The organism is Paenibacillus sp. Y916, assembly GCF_056786435.1.
Genome location: NZ_JBXCJA010000004.1, coordinates 403826 through 423251, shown reverse-complemented (window position 1 = coordinate 423251; position 19426 = coordinate 403826). Strand labels below are relative to the sequence as shown.

At 42.1% G+C, this 19426-nt stretch carries 16 protein-coding genes and 1 pseudogene; 15 read left to right on the top strand and 2 right to left on the bottom strand.

The window, feature by feature from the left end:
* Together AC1TO9_RS12710 and AC1TO9_RS12705 are read right to left on the bottom strand one after the other, a co-directional pair.
* Positions 1–77 (bottom strand): helix-turn-helix domain-containing protein (locus AC1TO9_RS12710; protein ID WP_482059347.1); only part of this gene is annotated, 77 nt, incomplete at its 3' end.
* Between the two features lie 166 nt (positions 78–243).
* Complete coding sequence (locus AC1TO9_RS12705) at positions 244–1803, bottom strand: bifunctional metallophosphatase/5'-nucleotidase (RefSeq protein ID WP_482059335.1); 1560 nt, start codon at positions 1801–1803, stop codon at positions 244–246.
* Positions 1804–2009: 206 nt separating this feature from the next.
* Here AC1TO9_RS12705 and AC1TO9_RS12700 point away from each other — a divergent pair, with 206 nt between their 5' ends.
* From AC1TO9_RS12700 to rfbG, 15 genes and pseudogenes are all read left to right on the top strand, one after another.
* Positions 2010–3110: a phosphate/phosphite/phosphonate ABC transporter substrate-binding protein gene (locus AC1TO9_RS12700; protein ID WP_482055281.1), complete on the top strand. Its 1101-nt coding sequence runs from the start codon at positions 2010–2012 to the stop codon at positions 3108–3110.
* Positions 3111–3194: 84 nt separating this feature from the next.
* Positions 3195–3980 carry a phosphonate ABC transporter ATP-binding protein gene (phnC, locus tag AC1TO9_RS12695; RefSeq protein WP_482059334.1) on the top strand — a complete coding sequence of 262 codons (786 nt, stop codon included), beginning with the start codon at positions 3195–3197 and terminating at the stop codon, positions 3978–3980.
* Positions 3955–4770: a phosphonate ABC transporter, permease protein PhnE gene (gene phnE, locus AC1TO9_RS12690; RefSeq protein WP_482055283.1), complete on the top strand. Its 816-nt coding sequence runs from the start codon at positions 3955–3957 to the stop codon at positions 4768–4770. Before phnC ends, phnE (AC1TO9_RS12690) begins: the two co-directional genes overlap by 26 nt.
* Before the next feature lie 11 nt (positions 4771–4781).
* Complete coding sequence (gene phnE, locus AC1TO9_RS12685; protein WP_482055652.1) at positions 4782–5588, top strand: phosphonate ABC transporter, permease protein PhnE; 807 nt, start codon at positions 4782–4784, stop codon at positions 5586–5588.
* Positions 5589–5877: 289 nt separating this feature from the next.
* Positions 5878–7032 (top strand): glycosyltransferase, encoded by a 1155-nt coding sequence (locus tag AC1TO9_RS12680; protein ID WP_482055284.1) that lies wholly within the window; start codon positions 5878–5880, stop codon positions 7030–7032.
* A 121-nt stretch (positions 7033–7153) separates the two neighbouring features.
* Positions 7154–7948: a collagen-like triple helix repeat-containing protein gene (locus tag AC1TO9_RS12675; protein ID WP_482059333.1), complete on the top strand. Its 795-nt coding sequence runs from the start codon at positions 7154–7156 to the stop codon at positions 7946–7948.
* A gap of 250 nt (positions 7949–8198) precedes the next feature.
* Positions 8199–8480 (top strand): annotated as a pseudogene (locus AC1TO9_RS12670) (alpha-helical endospore appendage domain-containing protein); the annotation flags it as partial.
* Positions 8481–8618: 138 nt separating this feature from the next.
* The gene (locus AC1TO9_RS12665; protein WP_482059332.1) at positions 8619–11015 is read left to right on the top strand and encodes an exosporium glycoprotein BclB-related protein; all 2397 of its coding nucleotides are present in this window, start codon (positions 8619–8621) and stop codon (positions 11013–11015) included.
* Between the two features lie 388 nt (positions 11016–11403).
* Entirely contained in the window at positions 11404–12801 is a 1398-nt protein-coding gene (locus AC1TO9_RS12660) for an RNA-guided endonuclease InsQ/TnpB family protein (RefSeq protein WP_482059346.1), read from the top strand.
* Positions 12802–12946: 145 nt separating this feature from the next.
* Positions 12947–13282: a BclA C-terminal domain-containing protein gene (locus tag AC1TO9_RS12655; RefSeq protein ID WP_482059345.1), complete on the top strand. Its 336-nt coding sequence runs from the start codon at positions 12947–12949 to the stop codon at positions 13280–13282.
* A gap of 397 nt (positions 13283–13679) precedes the next feature.
* Positions 13680–14741 carry a tetratricopeptide repeat-containing glycosyltransferase family 2 protein gene (locus tag AC1TO9_RS12650; protein WP_482059331.1) on the top strand — a complete coding sequence of 354 codons (1062 nt, stop codon included), beginning with the start codon at positions 13680–13682 and terminating at the stop codon, positions 14739–14741.
* Positions 14738–15991, top strand: coding sequence for a glycosyltransferase family 2 protein (locus tag AC1TO9_RS12645; protein ID WP_482059330.1), 1254 nt, complete (start codon positions 14738–14740; stop codon positions 15989–15991). The genes AC1TO9_RS12650 and AC1TO9_RS12645 overlap by 4 nt, the downstream gene beginning before the upstream one ends.
* A 234-nt stretch (positions 15992–16225) precedes the next feature.
* Positions 16226–17548 (top strand): lipopolysaccharide biosynthesis protein RfbH, encoded by a 1323-nt coding sequence (rfbH, locus tag AC1TO9_RS12640; protein ID WP_482059329.1) that lies wholly within the window; start codon positions 16226–16228, stop codon positions 17546–17548.
* Positions 17545–18324: a glucose-1-phosphate cytidylyltransferase gene (gene rfbF / locus AC1TO9_RS12635; protein ID WP_482059328.1), complete on the top strand. Its 780-nt coding sequence runs from the start codon at positions 17545–17547 to the stop codon at positions 18322–18324. The genes rfbH and rfbF overlap by 4 nt, the downstream gene beginning before the upstream one ends.
* Before the next feature lie 13 nt (positions 18325–18337).
* Entirely contained in the window at positions 18338–19423 is a 1086-nt protein-coding gene (rfbG, locus tag AC1TO9_RS12630) for a CDP-glucose 4,6-dehydratase (protein WP_482059327.1), read from the top strand.
* Positions 19424–19426: the final 3 nt, after the last annotated feature.

Here is a 19426-nt window from a genome sequence, read left to right as displayed (position 1 = left end):
CCGATGGTCTTATGTATGAGTTCTGCTTGTTTTCTGTTTGGATAGATACGAAATTTGTATGCTTTATGTACTAACATGAGTCATACCTCCATCATATCGAGAACGTTTGTTCTATTATATCATATGGAGGAAGTATTTGGATATCACCAACCGAAATTCATCTCCCACCTACTCATTGGCCTTCGCCCTTGACATTCATTGAGGTGGGAGTCTTCTTTCGGAAAATGATAAAGGGAAGGCTTCTTATGAGTCCCATATGATTTTCCAATTGGGAACGCATGTAGCTTGAACTACAGGGAATTCAGTAAAGTAATTGGCAATTATTTCAGTCATATCTGTCTGAATGTCTTTTATGACGGGACAATCTGCGAAGTACGGGAAGTTTCCAGCACCAGTGGCACGATAATTATTCATGACAACGTCGTAGTTGGCGTTAAGATCTATAGGTTTCCCTTGATAATCGATGCTAATGATACGATGGCCAATAGGCTGTCGTACATCTATTATATATTGAATCCCTTCCCACATATCATAGTTATACGTCTGTGCTTTTGGTTGTAGGAACGTGGGATTAACCGCTAATTGACCATCTTGAATGGTGAAATAGGATGCACATTGTTCTAGGGCAGCGTGAATATGCTGTCCTGTAACTTGCAGTACTTTTAACGTGTTGGGATAAATATAATTCGTGACGATATCACGCATGGTTACTTGGTCATTAAAACCGCCAGGTTGATCATGAAATAAAGATGTACAGGATATTGGTGCGTTCGCCACATGCATTTGAACATGTTGTAAAAATTCTATGTAAGGATGCTTATTTACTCGTACATCAAAAGCATTGTTATATCGCAGGTCCCCGGTAATATAGCCAATCGGTTCATCTAACCATTGTTCGGTAAGAAGATGCATTTCCCTCGCTTCACGTACCACTCGTTCATCAGGCGGAGTCTGATCATCTACATAATATAATTTAGGCTCGTGCTTAATTACTTGTTTTGTACCGTTGAACATCTCCACATCGATGGTAATACCAGCCACACAAACAGCTTTCGTTCCCGGTTGTACAATGGATTTTCCGAATGCTTGGGTACAGATTTCCCGATGTTGATGTCCAGTAATCATAATATCAAAGTCTAGCTCCTTACACATTTGATAGCCTTCATTTTCCCCAGTATCTGGCTCAAGTAAGCTACCTGAAGTTAGATCATGAGCAAATCCCCCGTGATAACAGAGTACAGTAATATCAACTTGCTCCTTTTCTTTCATGATACCCAACCACTTTTTAGCACTTTCAAAAGCATTTTCAAATCTCAGTCCTTCAATATGACTTGGATTCTCCCATGTGCTTACAAAGTGAGTAGTAACGCCAATGATGCCGATTACAATACCTGACACTTCCTGAATAAGATATGGATTCATCCAAGTTGATCCGTCTTGGGTATAGATATTGGCTGACAACCACGGAAAGTGTGAAGCTTTGACCGTTTTCTCTAGTACAGGTAACCCATAATTAAACTCGTGATTACCAAACACGGCTAAATCATAGTGTAGTGCATTCGCAGCATTGATGACGGGGTTAGATTGTTCAGGATGAAATCTTTGATGGTAATAAGTTAATGGACTTCCTTGAATGAGATCTCCATTATCAATCAATACAGTCGGATGTTGTTGTCGTAACTGTTCAATAAGGCTCGCTGCTTTGGCAAGTCCAACGGGTTCTGTTATACCGCGGTAAGTAGTAGGCATAAGATAACCATGGACATCACTCGTTACAAGTATTTGGATTTTTGAATTAGACATAAGCTACACCTCTGATTTAATTAATATGTGTAATTATAAGGTCATAACTGTATATGTTGTCAATTAGAATCAATTTCATAATTATGCAAATTGGTTCTTAACAAGTTGATTATTTTAATTTACAAATCATTTACAGTCTAATGGTATTGTCTTTACATTTAGCAAGTATATTTATTGAGTATGTTATTCATAGGAGGGGAATAGAGATGAGAAAATTAGGATTGTTAAGTGTAGCGTTGATGCTGTTATTCGTATTAGCGGCTTGTGGTAATGAGGGAACGGCCAATTCATCAAATAATACACCTAGTGCAAATAATACTACCAAAGCAGAAAATGCTACAGTTCCAGAAGAAGAAGTAAAGTCTAACAAAGAAATTAAGAAGCTTTCGGTAGGTTTCGTACCATCACGCGACCCTGCGGAAATCGTTACAGCGACGGAGCCTTTAAAGGAATTGCTAACGAAAGAACTTGCAGGACTTGGTTATGATGTAGGCGAAGTTGAAATTACGGTAGGTACAAGCTATGAAGCTGTTGGAGAAGGATTATCTGCGGGTACAGTTGATGTTGGATTGATACCAGGCGGCACTTATGTTCTTTACGATGATGGTGCAGAAGTTATTCTAACGGCAACTCGCGATGGTTTAAGTAATGATTCTGATAACCCTACAGATTGGAATAAGAATGAACCTACAGCACCTACTACCACTCAAGCAACTTCTTATCGTGCAATCCTTGTAGCTGGCCCTTCGGATAAGGGAAAAGCACTAGCGGCAAAAGTAAACAATGGGGAAGCATTGACATTTGAAGATTTGAATAATGTTTCTTGGAACGTTATGTCATCCTCATCTCCAGCGGGGTATATTTACCCGGCACTATGGTTGAAAGAAAATTTCAGCAAAACAATCACTGATCTATCTCAAGTCGTGCAAGCTGATTCTTATGCAAGTGCATTCGCTCGTCTTGCTGCTGGTCAAACTGATGTGCTTGTCACTTATGCAGATGCACGACGAGATTATGAAGAAAAATGGAAAACAGAATTTACGCGTACGGCTTCTATTTGGGAAGAAACAGATCTAATCGGTGTAATGCCAGCTATCTATAACGATACAGTAAGTGTAAGTAAAAACTCTGAAATCATGGATGAGAGTTTAAAGACTGCATTAGAGCAAGCTTTTATCAATATTGGTAATTCTGCTGAAGGTAAAGAAGTAATCGCTATTTATAGCCATGGTGGTTACCAAGTAGCAACAGATGCGGATTATGACAATGAGCGTAAAGCGCAAGAGCTAGTACAACAATTGAAATAGTTCACTAATTTTTCTTACAACTTAATTTTACTGAGAATGAGAACATGATTTATGTTCTCATTTTTCACTGATTGGAGTAGTTCTATGATTGAATTTAAGCAGGTACACAAACAATATCCGAATGGATTAGTAGCATTAAAAGATATTAATTTATCAATAGACCAAGGTGAATATGTCGCCATTATTGGGTTATCTGGTGCAGGTAAGTCAACGTTACTGCGTTGTATTAATCGAATGCATGATATTTCGGAAGGCATATTGACGGTTGAGGGGATAGAAATTAGTAAACTTAAAGGAAGAGGTATCCGTCTGCTACGTCGGAAGATCGGAATGATCTTTCAATCCTTTAACTTAGTGACAAGAATTTCAGTTATTAAAAATGTCTTGGTAGCGTTCGTACCTGAGATGCCATTTTGGCGTAAAACACTTGGAATATTTACAGAAGATGAAAAGAGAAGAGCACTGATGTCGCTAGATAAAGTCGGCATTTTGGATAAAGCGTACGTACGTGTAGATCAATTATCTGGAGGGCAACAGCAACGCGTTGCTTTGGCAAGAACACTAGCACAGAACCCGGGGATTATTCTAGCAGATGAACCAGTAGCTTCATTAGATCCGGTTACTGCTAATCAAGTGATGGAAGATTTCAGACGTATTAACCAAGAGATGAATATGACCGTGATTATTAATATTCACCATGTCGAACTAGCACTGGCTTATGCTACACGTGTCATTGGAATACGAGCTGGTGAAGTTGTATATGACGGTCCTTCACGAGAGGTGAATGATCAAGTCCTGCAACTTATATACAATGGTCAAGTAGATGAAGGAGGCAGCGGTAGCCATGCTAACGAAGCTGTTTCCATCTAAAACAATAGAATTGCCTAATGGAAAAGTCGTCATCCAAAAACGATCGATGACTCCGATCATATTATTAGTTTTTATAGTGCTGACCTATCTTTCTGTTCAGATTACTGATTTTGACTTGCAAAGATTATTTAAACGAATCAATCAGTTTTTTGTCATTATTCATGAAATGATCCCGCCAACATGGGCTTATATGCCGAAGCTATGGGAACCACTAATTGCTACTATAAAGATGTCTTTATTTGGTTCTGCACTTGGGGCTATTTGTGCATTACCGATCGCAATGTTAGCAGCCAGTAATATTAATCGTAGTCGTTGGATTCCTTCAGTTACAAAATTCCTTTTGAGTATACTGCGAACTTTGCCGACTTTAGTAGTAGCACTGATCGCTACATTTATTTTTGGATTAGGAACAATGGCAGGAACAGTTGCAATATTCTTGTTTACTATTTCTTATATAGGTAAATTGCTGTACGAGCAGATCGAAAATGCAAATATGGGTGCTTATGAGGCGATGAATGCGATGGGTCTGACAACGATTCAATCGTTCCGGTATGCTATACTTCCACAGGTGCTACCTAACTATCTATCGACATCATTGTTCTGTTTCGAGGGGAATGTTCGGTATGCCTCTATATTAGGATACGTTGGTGCAGGTGGAATTGGTTTATTGTTAGCTGAGAGTCTTGGCTGGAGAAACTATGCCAACGTGGGGATGATTTTGTTGATGCTCGTATGTACTGTTTTCGTGATTGAAACGATTAGTGAATATTTTCGAAAGAAATTGATGTAGGTGAAGAAATGATGAATGCTATAGATAAACAGTTACAACAAGCCACAAACCGCCATCTGCCTAATTTTCTAATCACTGTGATTGTCCTCATTATTTTTGTGTGGTCAACATCAGCAGTGCAATTGGATAACGTAACAGCAAATGGATTGTCGATTGCGAAAAACATTTTATTAGGGCTAGTTCAACCAGATACGGAATTCTTGTTTAATTTGACTACAGGTGGGGTCTTATATTTATTGCTTGAAACTATGGCCATCGCCTTTTTAGGAACCATTGTTGGGGCGGTGCTAGCTATTCCACTTGCTTTTCTCTCTGCATCTAATATTGTGCCGAAGCCAGTAGCCTTTGTGATCCGCTTCTTATTAATTGTCATCCGCACAATTCCACCTATCGTGTATGGATTAATGTTCATTCGCGTCACCGGGCAAGGTCCTTTTACAGGTGTGCTTACCATATCTCTTACCAGCGTCGGTATGTTATCAAAGCTATATGTTGATGTTATTGAAGATTTAGATACATCTGTGCTTGAATCTATGGAATCCATTGGTTGCACGACTATCGAGAAGATTCGCTATGGTATTCTCCCTCAGTTGTCAGCAATGTTCATGTCCATCGTTATTTATCGCTTTGATATGAATCTGCGTGATGCTGCTATTCTCGGATTAGTTGGAGGCGGTGGGATAGGTGCCCCACTTATTTTTGCGATGAATGCTTATCGCTGGTCGGAAGTAGGATCTATTCTAATTGGCCTTATCGCACTTATTTTAATAGTGGAAGTTGTATCGAATAAAGTTCGCAGTAAATTAGTAAAAGGTTAATAGGAACCGTTCCATGGGTTTATCGTTATTTGATTGATGGTCTATATCCAGCCTCAGTTTCCTTCTGAATGGCAATTCACACAGAGAGACTTCTCATGAGTTCATTGAACTTGTGAGAAGTCTCTTTGTGTTGCTTGGTAATAACCACGTGCTCTACGAGCAAATATCATAAGTAACAGAAAACTGCCCTAGACATATATTTAGTATTACATGAGTCTCTAATTTCTAACTCATTTTGTGTTGCTGATTCTCAATGTTGAACTATGAATAAAAGGGAGGATTTACAATCGTGGATAATAATTCGGAGGAACTTAAGAAGTTGACACTCTGTATGATCGTACGAAATGAAGAGGAAAGACTTGCGCAATGCTTGAAGAGTGTTAGGGCTGTAGTCGATGAGATTATTATTGTCGATACAGGTTCAGAGGATCGGACGAAAGAAATTGCCCTGAGTTTCAATGCTTCAGTCTATTCTTACGAGTGGAATGATGACTTCGCGGCTGCACGTAATTATGGTCTAGAGAAGAGCACAGGAGATTGGGTGCTCTGGCTTGATGCTGATGAAGAAGTGGAGGGAGAAAGTGTTGAATTATTACGAAATGTGTTAAAAGAAGATAAGTATTGGTTGGGTAGTGTACAAATCATCAACTATTATGGTCCTCTTCCAGCTAGCTATAATCAGTCGCACTTGCTAGCACAGTATCGGCTCTTCCGTAATAATTCTAATCTCCGCTTTCGTAATGCCGTTCATGAGCAATTAGATATATCCAAATTAGGTTTAACTAAACAATCAGTTATTACACTTCCTGTCAATATTCATCATTATGGTTATATGGACCATGAGGTAGAGATTAAAGGGAAGTTTGAGCGGAATTTACGTCTATTGGAGAAAGAGAAGCAACAGAAGGATTATGATCCTTGGATCGATTATCATATCGGTAGCGAACTTTATCGTTCAGGAGAACTTGTTCAGGCCTTCGAGTCTGTGAACACGTCTATTCGACGCTTTTTAGAAAAAAAGTCCATGCCACCTTCCCTATTGTATAAATTAAAATACTCTATCCTGCTTGCACTCGGTAGTTATGAAGGAGCCAAAGATGGAATAAATTTTGCAATTCAACTGTATCCCGACTATGTGGATTTGCACTTCTACAGAGGGATTATCTATATGCAATCTAAGGAGTACGCGAAAGCGTTGGTATCCTTTAATCACTGTTTGGAACTGAAGGAGGTAAATACGGCACATTTAATTATGGTTGGTGTAGGTAGCTTCTATGCTCATTATTATATTGGAGTCTGTCACCAAAATCTGAAGAACTATGAAGAAGCTAAGGATGCCTATTTGAAAGTCCTTGAATTGTTACCAGATCATAGAGATGCACATGAAGCCCTTAAGTTAATAGAAGGATCTTCTGCAACAACTTTCGGAGCCATTGGAGAGTAGAAACAGGTAGGATAGTCCAATCCCTTTCATAGTGAATTCATATACTGGATGTAGATATTGAACTAATATTGTTCGTATATCATACGTGATGAATGAAAAAAGGGAAGGAGTGTATTGTAAAATGTCGCAAGCTAATATCCCTAATATTACACCTGAAATTACAGTAACACGTGATGATGCAATAAATCTAATATTAGCTTCTATTGCAATGCAGGAGCTAGGTCTTAGCCATATTCTTAACGCAGAAGCAGAAAAAATTCAGTATGCATTGGGAACGTTGTCTGGCGGAGGTGTTACGCCTGCACCAACATTTGAGGAAATTATAACATTGAATTGTAATGTGAAGGAAATGCTAGAAGAGGTTACGAAGACAGAATTTATTCTCCAAAATAAGCTGGATTCACTCAAAAAGTTTGTTTCTCCGGGTAGGGGAGCAACAGGACCAGTGGGGCCAACTGGACCAGTCGGTCCTACTGGACCGGGTGCAGGTGCGACAGGTGCGACAGGCGCAACGGGTCTCGCTGGACCACGAGGACCTGAAGGTCCTGAAGGTCCTGAAGGTCCTGAAGGCCCACATGGTGTAGGTCGAGCGGGCCCTCCGGGCCATTCGGGCCATCGGGGCCATCGGGGTCCACCAGGACCCCGAGGGCGTACGGTGTATGTCAGAGCTAAAAGGCGTAGAAAAGGAGTAACTTGCAAAAATGAGGCGCTAGTCCATGCCGTTATTTGCAATCGACAATCTAGATGCAATGTCCCGAAGATCACCAAAATTCTCCGTAAAAAGGGTATTCGCATATCGAAGAAAACAGTAGCACGTATTATTAAAATACTTGCAGCAAAAAAATGTAAGGTACCAAAAAAAAGAAAAGCACCGAATAGATGCAAAAGAAAAGTAATTTGCAAGCTGAAATGCTAAATCGATATAGTGCAGAACATTAAGATTCTTCTAACACTATAAAAAATAATTAACTGTTGGCATTAATAATGATAATCTAGCAGGTTCCGCAGTATGGGAACCTGCTTATTCCTGTTGGGCACAGTATTGTATAAGCGGCTCATATAGGCTGTGTCATTAGCATTTCCATTTATATAAATAGGTGTATCGATCAGTCCCATTACTTCTGTAATACATACATTATGTTATTAAACTAAAGGAGGAGGGTTCATTGTCACAAGCTAATATTCCGAATATCACTCCATCCATATCATTAACCAGAGACGATGCAATCAACTTAATATTGACTTCTATTGCGATGGAGGAATTAGGGCTCGCTCATATTATTAATGCAGAAGGAGAGAAAATTCAATATATACTTGGTTCTCTACCAGGCGTCTCTTCACCAGCCGCAACACTAAGTGATGTATTGAACATGAACAACAGTGTTAGAGAAACACTTCGCGAAATAGGAAAAAAGGAATGGATTCTTACGGATAAATTAGATCTTATATTACGAGCAATTCAAGAGTGAATAACTAAAGTAGTCTAGTATCCAAGAAGACACCTTCCCCATTATGAAAAAAAGCACAAACAACAGAATGATCGATTTCATATGATAGAGCATTCCACAAGTAAAGGAGTTGTAAATATGTCACAAGCTAATATTCCGAATATTACTCCCAGCATTTCAGTAACACGTGAAGAGGCAATAACGTTGCTACTATCATCAATAGCGATGGAGGAATTAGGACTGAGTCACATTATTAATGCAGAGGGGGAGAAGCTACAATACGTTCTGGGGACATTACCTGGTATTACTGGCCCTGGAGCAACGATAGCAGATCTTTTAAGTGTAAATGAAAGTGTACGTGATACACTAAGAGAAACGATTAAAAAGGAATGGATCTTAACGAATAAGTTAGAAGCCGTTCTGTCTGCTCCTACATTGTTGGGACCAACAGGACCTACAGGATCTACAGGTCCATTTGGAGGACCGACAGGACCAACAGGACCTACGGGTTCAACAGGACCAACAGGACCAACAGGACCAACAGGTCCAACTGGAGAATTTGATCCACAAGAGCCTTTGTTCTTTGTTGAAGGTCCGCTGGGTGATGTGGCAACGGTATTAGTGGGTGAAACATTATCCTTTGTATCTACGACGTTAGATATTGAGGTTACTCAAGGTTCTGCAATCGTCGCTATTAATATACCAACAGTTCCAACAGGAGCAACTGGAGCAACAGGTGCAAGAGGAGCAACGGGAGCAGATGGAGCAACAGGAGCAGATGGGGCAACAGGTGCAGACGGAGCAACAGGTGCAACCGGAGTAGACGGGGCAACAGGTGCAACCGGAGTAGACGGGGCAACAGGTGCAACCGGAGCAGACGGAGCAACAGGTGCAACCGGAGCAGACGGAGCAACAGGTGCAACCGGAGTAGACGGAGCCACAGGTGCAACCGGAGCAGACGGAGCAACAGGAGCAACCGGAGTAGACGGAGCAACAGGTGCAACCGGAGCAGACGGAGCCACAGGTGCAACCGGAGCAGACGGAGCAACAGGTGCAACCGGAGCAGATGGAGCAACAGGTGCAACCGGAGCAGACGGAGCAACTGGTGCAACCGGAGTAGACGGAGCAACAGGTGCAACCGGAGCAGACGGAGCAACGGGTGCAACCGGAGTAGACGGAGCAACAGGTGCAACCGGAGTAGACGGAGCAACAGGAGCAACCGGAGCAGACGGAGCAACAGGAGCAACCGGAGCAGACGGAGCAACAGGAGCAACCGGAGCAGACGGAGCAACAGGTGCAACCGGATTAGACGGAGCAACAGGTGCAACCGGAGTAGACGGAGCAACAGGCGCAACAGGAGCAACCGGAGCAGACGGAGCAACAGGTGCAACCGGATTAGACGGAGCAACAGGTGTAACCGGATTAGACGGAGCAACAGGTGCAACCGGATTAGACGGAGCAACAGGTGCAACTGGAGTAGACGGAGCAACTGGAGCAACCGGAGTAGACGGAGCAACAGGTGCAACCGGATTAGACGGAGCAACAGGTGCAACCGGATTAGACGGAGCAACAGGTGCAACCGGAGTAGACGGAGCAACAGGTGCAACCGGATTAGACGGAGCAACAGGTGCAACCGGAGTAGACGGAGCAACAGGTGCAACCGGAGTAGACGGAGCAACAGGTGCGACCGGAGTAGACGGAGCAACAGGTGCGACCGGAGCAGACGGAGCAACAGGAGCAACTGGTGATACAGGAGCAACTGGAGTAACTGGAGCAACTGGAGTAACTGGTGTAACTGGTGAAACAGGAGCAACAGGAGTAACGGGAGTAACGGGAGCGACAGGGGCGACTGGTGATACAGGAGCAACAGGAGTAACAGGAGTAACAGGAGTAACAGGAGTAACAGGAGTAACAGGAGCAACTGGAGTAACTGGAGCGACAGGGGCGACTGGTGATACAGGAGCAACAGGAGTAACAGGAGTAACAGGAGTTACTGGAGTTACTGGTGTCACAGGATCCAGCGCAATTATTCCATTCGCTTCCGGTATCCCTGTAATATTAACATCTATTGTAGGGGGGCTTGCTGGTACACCTAGTCTTATTGGGTTCGGAAGCTCTGCACCAAGTCTTAGTGTATTGGGCGCGACAATTGATCTTACTGGAGCTGCGGGTACGCTGCTGAACTTTGCATTCTCTTTACCACGTGCTGGAACGATTACTTCTATTGCTGCGTATTTCAGTGTAACAGCTGCACTTGCTCTGGTGGGTTCAACCGTATCCATTCATGCACAGTTGTACAGTTCTACGACACCTGATAACACTTTCTCTCCAATTGCAGGTACTCTCGTAACGTTAGCACCTGCTCTTACCGGACTTATCTCTATTGGAGACGTCTCAAACGGTATTTTGACAGGGCTGGCAATACCGGTAACAGCGGAGACGCGGTTATTGTTAGTATTCACAACGACAGCTGCCGGACTATCCTTAGTAAATACTGTCGCAGGATATGCAAGTGCGGGTATCGCAATAAGTTAAGTAAGGGAAATGACTAAAGTTCATTATCAAGTATGAAACGTTTTTAATTTGCTGAAGACATGATTTAAATTTAAAAGGCGATATTTCGTTCGAAATTGAACGGAATATCACCTTTTTTTTTACTTTGATTCTTCATGAGTGTAATGATTCGCTTGAGATTAACAGGAAATATTGCTATGACACCTTGTTTATCTCTTTAAAATCATCTCTATCAATTTTCGCCGAGAGGACTCCCACTTCTATAAGTGGCGAGGTGAATCGGCGACCTCCTGAATAATCCCACAAGATATTCTTCCTTTACTAAATCTTAAAAGGTATAATAAGAATAGAACGTATATTCGTATTATATAAGTTGGAAGGGGGTGAAGCTTTGTCAGATTCAAAGCCAATGTACAGAACCTATCAAGTGTGGATTAAGCCAGGTCATCGCTTGTTTTCGTACCTCGATCAAGCATGTCAGGATGCCAAGAACCTGTATAACACGACCAATTTTTACATCCGACAGATCGTTACCGCTTTTGGGAAGAATGAGCAGCTTCAGCCGTTGCAACAGCAAGTTCTGGACACGCTGGCATCACATATTGACGTCATGAACGAACGACGAAGTGAAAAGAATCGTTCCCATCCGTTCAAGCTACCGTCGCAAGAAATTCCCTTTGTTCATTACAACTTCTTGGACGCTTTGTTCAAGGTGATGAATCAAATCGATTATCGGGCGCTCCCGACGCAGTGCAGTCAGGGAATCATGAAGGTGGTGTTCCAAAACTGGAAGGCCTTTTTTGCTAGCATCAAGGATTACCGTCAGCATCCTGAGAAGTACAATGGCAAGCCTAATATTCCGGGGTACGCCCGGAATAGGGTGAAGGAAGTCATGTTCTCCAATCAAGATTGTGTAATCAAAGAACGTAAGTTTCTTAAGTTTCCAAAGACCAAGCTGCAACTGAACATCGGTAAGCTGGGTTGTACCAACGGACAACTGATGCAAGTGCGTGTCGTCCCAAGCCATGGACAATACGTGGTCGAAATGATCTTCGCTTATCCGATCGAAAAGAAGGGAGTGGCACAAGAACACGTGTTGGCCATTGATCTTGGCGTCAACAATCTTACAACCATTGTCACGACGACCGGAGCGAAACCGCTCATCGTGAAGGGTAAGATCGTTAAATCGATCAATCAGTATTACAACAAGATGAAAGCGCACTATACTGGCATTCTTCGTCAGGGCAAGGAACCACGCGAAGGAGCGTATACGTCCAGACGATTAGAACGGCTTCATCTGAAACGCCACCGTAGGATCAAAGACTTGTTCCACAAGGTAAGTCATCAGATTATTAAGTTGGCAGTGGAGCACAACATTGGTACGATTGTCATTGGCCATAACGATGGATGGAAGCAAGCCCCAGGAATAGGACGGCGAAACAATCAGTCCTTCAGTCATATTCCCCATCAGATGCTCATCAAGATGATCGAGTATAAGGCAATAGAACATGAAATAGTCGTTATCCTGACGGAAGAGGCGTATACCTCGAAAGCCAGCTTCTTTGATCAAGACCCGTTGCCGAGTTATGGAGAAGAGGGTAGATGGGTATTCTCAGGCAAGCGGATATATCGCGGTCTGTATAAGAACTCGAAAGGCTTGATTCATGCCGATGTCAACGGCGCAGCCAACATTATGCGAAAAGTATTCCCAAACGTATCCGCCAAAGGAGCGAATGGGATAGAGGGGTTGGATGGTAACCAGACCATCAACGTGTCAACTCCCCTGGTGTTAAACATCCTGAAATAAGTTGGATGATACATCAGAAACCCCCACTTCAACCGAAGCGACAGCGTTGGTAAGTGGTGGGAGTATTCATTCTGAAATACCTCTTGTTATTTATGTTCTAGCGATTTGCTGATTACAGAATAGGTTTACTTTTCGCTCATTCTTTATTAGACTTAGCTCTATTTCTGGAGAAACTAATACTTCTGGCGCAATAATTGCAGTTATCCACGGTGATACTAATGTTCCGCTTCCAGATGATCATATTTTAAACGGAATAACAGTTAATGGAGCGAGTACAATCATTACAATCCCAACTGCCGGAACGTATATGATATCTTATCAAATCAACCTGACGGCAGCTTTAGCTGTAAACTCACAGCTTCTAATTAATGGTACAGCATTGACGCCTTCGATTGTCAATCGACTCCTAAACTTATCAAAATTTAATAATACCGTTATAACGGTTCTTAAAAATATTAAAAAAACGTATGTTCTGTCATAAGAACATACGTCTTTTTTCTGCCTCGAGAATAGGATGAATCTTATGGTTTAGTTAAAGACTCGAACCTCAAAGATAGATGCATGTAAACTGTCAGATGGTCCATTGTTCTGAAAAAGGGCTCACTCTTCTCTCTATGGCTGTATAAACTGTAGTATGCATTGCTTCTTTCGCTTAGTTGTTCAGATTTACCTGGTGAGCAATCGTTACGTACGGTTCAATGTGATGAACAATTAGGTTAGCTGGATTAAGAAGAGAAGAGTATGAGGGAATGCTGCAACTTTTATCCGATGATTCCAAGGTGATTAAGGCTTCTATATGGTTCCAAACACAAGTCAGCTTGTTAAGGAAGGACAGCAAGGAGGAGAAGCAGATAGCAATGGTGACTATAAGCTTATGTATGATCGTACGAGATGAAGAAGCTACAATTGAGCGATGTTTAAAATCTGTGGTAGGGATTGTGGATGAGATCAATATTATCGACACGGGATCTGTTGATCGAACTAAAGAAATCGTAGGGAAGTATACGGATCGTATTTTCGATTATGAATGGATTGACAACTTCGGTGATGCTCGTAACTATTCATTCTCGAAAGCAACGAAGGATTTTGTATTATGGTTGGATGCTGATGATGTCATTGAAGAAGTCGACCGCAAGAGGTTCAGTAAGCTTAAGAAAAAGTTAACTAATCAATATGATCGTGTGACGATGCCATACTTACTTTCTTTTGATACGAATGGGAAGCCGTCCTCGAGCTTGCGTCGTAATCGTCTTGTACGTAGAGCATGCGGATTCCAATGGATTGGTCCGGTACATGAATATTTGAGTGTTTTCGGCCCATCTCTAGATAGTGATGTGTGCATTACGCATCGGAAGGAGAAGACCTATACAGATCGAAATTTACGGATCTATCAGCAAAGATTGAATGTTGGGGAAGAGTTCTCGACGCGTGATCTTTATTATTATGCGAACGAGTTAAAAGACCACCAAATGTACGACAAGGCAGTCATATTTTACGATAAAATGCTTCGAACAAAAGAGGGCTGGATCGAAGATAATATTCAAGCATGCCTGAAAATGGCATATTGTTATAATATGTTGGGCAATACAGATGAACAATTTATATCCCTAGCTAGAGTACTGTGTTATGAGAAACCGCGTGCGGAGGTTTCCTGTGAATTCGGCAATTATTTCTTTGCAGAGAAGCAATACGATACAGCAATTTACTGGTATGTGCAGGCAACTGAGGTTGAGAATGTTGCTAGGTTGGGTATAACCAATAGTTCTTCTTCTACTTGGTATCCTCATCTTCAATTATGTTTATGTTACGACCGTTTGAAGCAATATGAGAAAGCATATCAACATAATGAGAAGGCTGCCGCATTTCATCCTACTCATCCTAGTATGATTTATAATCGCAAATACTTTAGAGATACTCATAAGATAGGAGATCCGTCATGACACACAAGACTAGCATCATTATTCTGACTCACAATCAATTACCCATTACTCAAATGTGTTTGTCTAGCATTCGATGTTATACAGATGAGCCTTATGAACTGATTGTTGTAGATAACGGATCAACAGATGATACTGTCGACTATTTAAAGAGCCAAGCAGATGTGAAGGGTATATTCAATGATATTAATCTTGGATTTGCCAAAGGCTGTAATCAGGGAATAGAAGTAGCGACTGGAGATACCATACTCTTCTTAAATAATGATACAATCGTAACTCCGAACTGGCTGACGGCTATGTTGAGGGTGTTATATGGGGATGACGATATCGGGGCTGTCGGACCTGTTACGAATTATGCGAGTGGACAACAGAAGATTGCCGTTGGATATGATGAGTTAACAGGATTGAATGCTTTTGCCCATGAACATGTAACACGTCATGCGGGATATTCATTTGATGTTCGCAGGATTATCGGTTTTTGCATGTTGTTTAAACGTACAATAATTGAAGAGGTTGGTGGGTTCGACGAACGTTATGGGCTGGGAAACTACGAGGATGATGATATGTGCCTGAGGGTGTTGAATCGGGGGTATCGATTAAGAGTTGTTTACGACTCATATATTCATCATTTTGGACATATGACAACAAAAATATTACAGAATGCGAATCTTGGTGGTTTGCTTGTGATCAATCGGGAAAAGGCAAGGGAAAAGTGGGGTCAGGACATTCACTCGCTGATTTATAAAGATCCGGTAGCGATCACGCTTGTCCTTCCCATAGATGAGCATACCGTTGACCATGTAGAAGTCATACTTTCTCAAATTCAGCAGATGGCTGAAGAAATCATTGTGTTGGATAGGGGGGCAGAAGCTAGTGTATTAGCAAAAGTACTGGAGTTAACGAGTAAGGTTGTTAAATCGGGAACGGATACGCCTGAAGTATGGTGGTCTCGCATTGTTGCAGAATCAACGAAGAAGTTTCTATTCTGGATGAAACCTGAGGAGTACATGTCAGCTGATGAACGGAGAAAATTATCAGGAATAAAACTATTTCTTCATGATCAGGTGGATGCTGTCTCGATCCAATTACAATTGGAGGGTGATGAAGCAACGGCAGAAGGTGAGTCATCGATTGTGCGGCGGAATCGGATTGTGCGGCGGGATGCAGCATTTCAATGGGATGATGTGAATGATGAATTTCTACTTGAATCGGAAGGACATGTAGAATCTAGTGACATACTTATTACCTATTAATTAATATAGAGTGCTTGAGGGAAATTAATTTAATTATCAACTGAAAGGCGAACCGGTATCCTATAGGTTCGCCTTTTCGGTTCGCAATGTTCTGCTAGCTTCAGACTAATCTAATAATGTCACCTATTTATTCCTACCTTAATCCCCATTTTCATACTAACGATGAACCCGATCATTATTCGTGGCATATAAATGAAAGTATGAAGAATGAATTGGCCTAGGAGGATTAAATACATGACAGAATCAGCACGAGATATTCGGGAACAAATATTGGAGTTAGCTGTTGAATATTATGCTACCAAGTGGCCAGAGAAAGCTTATCGGCGTGGAGTCGATTATATTCCGGTCAGTGGCAAAGTATTCGATAGTTCGGAAGTAGTGAATCTGCTTGATGCGTCACTTGATTTCACTTTAACATCAGAACGTTACGGTCGCAAATTCGAGCGAGAATTCGCTAAATTCATGCAGTGCAAATATGCTCTACTAACGAATTCAGGGTCCAGCGCCAATTTACTTGCATTCTCTGCATTAACCTCTCCACAGCTTGGTGAACGTCGGCTGCTGCCAGGAGATGAAGTGATCACTGTAGCGGCAGGATTTCCAACAACTGTTAATCCAATTTTGCAGTGTGGCATGATCCCTGTATTCCTTGATGTAGAACTCCCTACTTATAATATCGATATTACATTATTGGAGGAGGCCATTGGAGAGAAAACAAAGGCGATCCTCATCGCACATACCCTCGGAAATCCATATCGAGTAGATGAAGTGAAACGACTAGCGGATAAGTATAATTTATGGCTAATTGAAGATTGTTGTGATGCTGTTGGAACGAAATATATGGGGCAACAGGTTGGAACATTCGGTGATTTAGCCACTGTCAGCTTCTATCCTGCTCACCATATTACGATGGGTGAAGGAGGAGCCGTTCTAACAGCTTCGCCTAAACTTAAGAAAATCGTAGAATCGTTCCGGGATTGGGGTAGGGATTGCTGGTGTAATCCCGGGAAGGACAATACATGCGGGAAGCGGTTTGGTTGGCAACTAGGAGATCTCCCTTATGGATACGATCATAAATATACGTACAGTCATATTGGCTATAATCTCAAGATTACTGATATGCAAGCAGCTATTGGTGTGGCGCAGTTACAGAAATTACCTGATTTTATTGCCAAGAGAAGGTCCAATTTTGATTTTCTGAAGGAAGAGCTAAAGTCATTAGCCGATGTACTGATCTTACCGGAAGCCACTGCGGGCAGTGAACCTTCCTGGTTCGGATTTCCCATTACAGTGAGGGCTCAGGCACCTCTTTCACGAAATGAACTTGTTCAAGAACTAGAAAAATTACGGATTGGGACTCGCTTGTTATTTGCAGGTAATATTTTACGTCAGCCGGCATATAAGGACATCCCACATCGCATTGTTGGCACGTTGCATAATACCGACCAAATCATGAATGATACATTTTGGATAGGTTTATACCCAGGGCTAACGTTAGATATGCTTCAATACGTCGTTGATAGTATTTATCACCTGTTGAAGGGAAGGGTTCTATGAAAGTTGTTATTCTGGCAGGAGGTTATGGAACGAGAATCAGTGAAGAGACATATTTGAAGCCGAAGCCGATGATCGAGATTGGCGATAAACCACTGCTCTGGCATGTCATGAAAATCTATTCGTATTATGGATACCAGGATTTCATCATATGTCTCGGTTACAAGGGGAATGTCATTAAAGAATACTTTGCACATTATTATTTGTATGGCTCTGATGTAACGATTGATTTCGGACATTCCAATACGAACGAAGTCACTGTACACAATCGCTATCTGGATCCATGGAAGGTGACGTTAGTGGATACGGGACAAGATACGATGACGGGAGGGCGGATTAAACGCATACAGAAATATGTGGGCGATGAAGCTTTTATGCTGACATATGGAGACGGCTTATCGGATATTGATATTGGAGAACTTGTCAAATTCCATGATGCACATGGTAAACAGGCAACCGTTACAGCTACACAGCCGACAGGACGGTTTGGAGCATTACAATTGACGGATGAGCAACAGGTGCTCGGATTCCAGGAGAAGCCACAGGGTGATGGAGGTTGGGTGAATGGAGGTTTCTTTATGCTCGAGCCAACGATCTTCGATCTAATCGAAAAGGATAGCACGGTGTGGGAACGAGAACCGCTTGAGGCGCTCGCTAAATCTGGTGAGCTAATGGCCTTCAAACATCACGGATTCTGGCATCCGATGGATACTTTACGTGATAAAAATTATTTAGAAGATCTGTGGAAATCCGGTAAAGGATGCTGGAATAAGGGCTAAGGGGGTGAGTGCGTTGAGTCATTCTTTCTGGAATGGAAAAAGAGTGATGATTACGGGGCATACAGGATTTAAAGGAAGCTGGCTATGCTTATGGCTGCATACATTGGGGGCACAAATAACTGGTTATGGATTGAATCCGAGAAATTCCCCTAGTATGTTCGAGTTAGCAAGTATTCAAGATATTTGTCGTTCAGTTATTGCTGATATTCGAGATTATGACTCATTACTCCGCACGATCAATGAAGTGAAGCCAGAGATCATTATTCATATGGCTGCACAGCCGCTTGTTCGCTATTCTTATACCCATCCTGTTGAAACGTATGAGGTAAATACACTTGGAACGGTCTATCTCCTTGAAGCAGTACGCTCTGCTACAACAAGCGGAATAAACATCCAGGCAGTACTTAATGTGACTACAGATAAATGCTATGAGAATCAAGAGTGGGCATGGGGTTACCGCGAGAATGATCCATTAGGAGGATATGATCCTTATTCCAATAGTAAAGCCTGTTCAGAGCTGGTAACTTCTGCTTTTCGTAAAAGTTATTTTCACCCTAGCAACTACGATGTGCATGGTGTGAGCATTGCTACGGCTAGAGCGGGTAATGTCATTGGTGGTGGAGACTGGTCAGAGGACCGAATCGTTCCGGACTGTATCCGTGCTTTATTGTCTGGAAATAGATTACCCGTCCGCTATCCTGAGGCGATCCGACCCTGGCAGCATGTGCTTGAGCCATTGCAGGGCTACATGTTACTTATTCAGAGGATGGTGGAGCAAGGAGAGAAGTATGCTGATGCATGGAATTTTGGACCAAGCGAAGACAGTGTTCGGAATGTGAATTGGTTAGTCAAGACATTAGGAGCGTTATGGGGCGAACCTGATTTTTATGAAATCCAGAGTGGAATAACTCTCCATGAGACTTCTACACTTAGGCTGGATAGTACAAGAGCCAAGCAGGATATAGGATGGCAGCCTAAATGGGACGTGGATCAGGCGCTTACTGGAACAGTAGAATGGTATAAGGCTTATCAGAGACAAGAAGAGATGAGGAATGTAACCTTAGATCAGATCAAGGCTTATATGTTAAAGGATGCCTAGGGA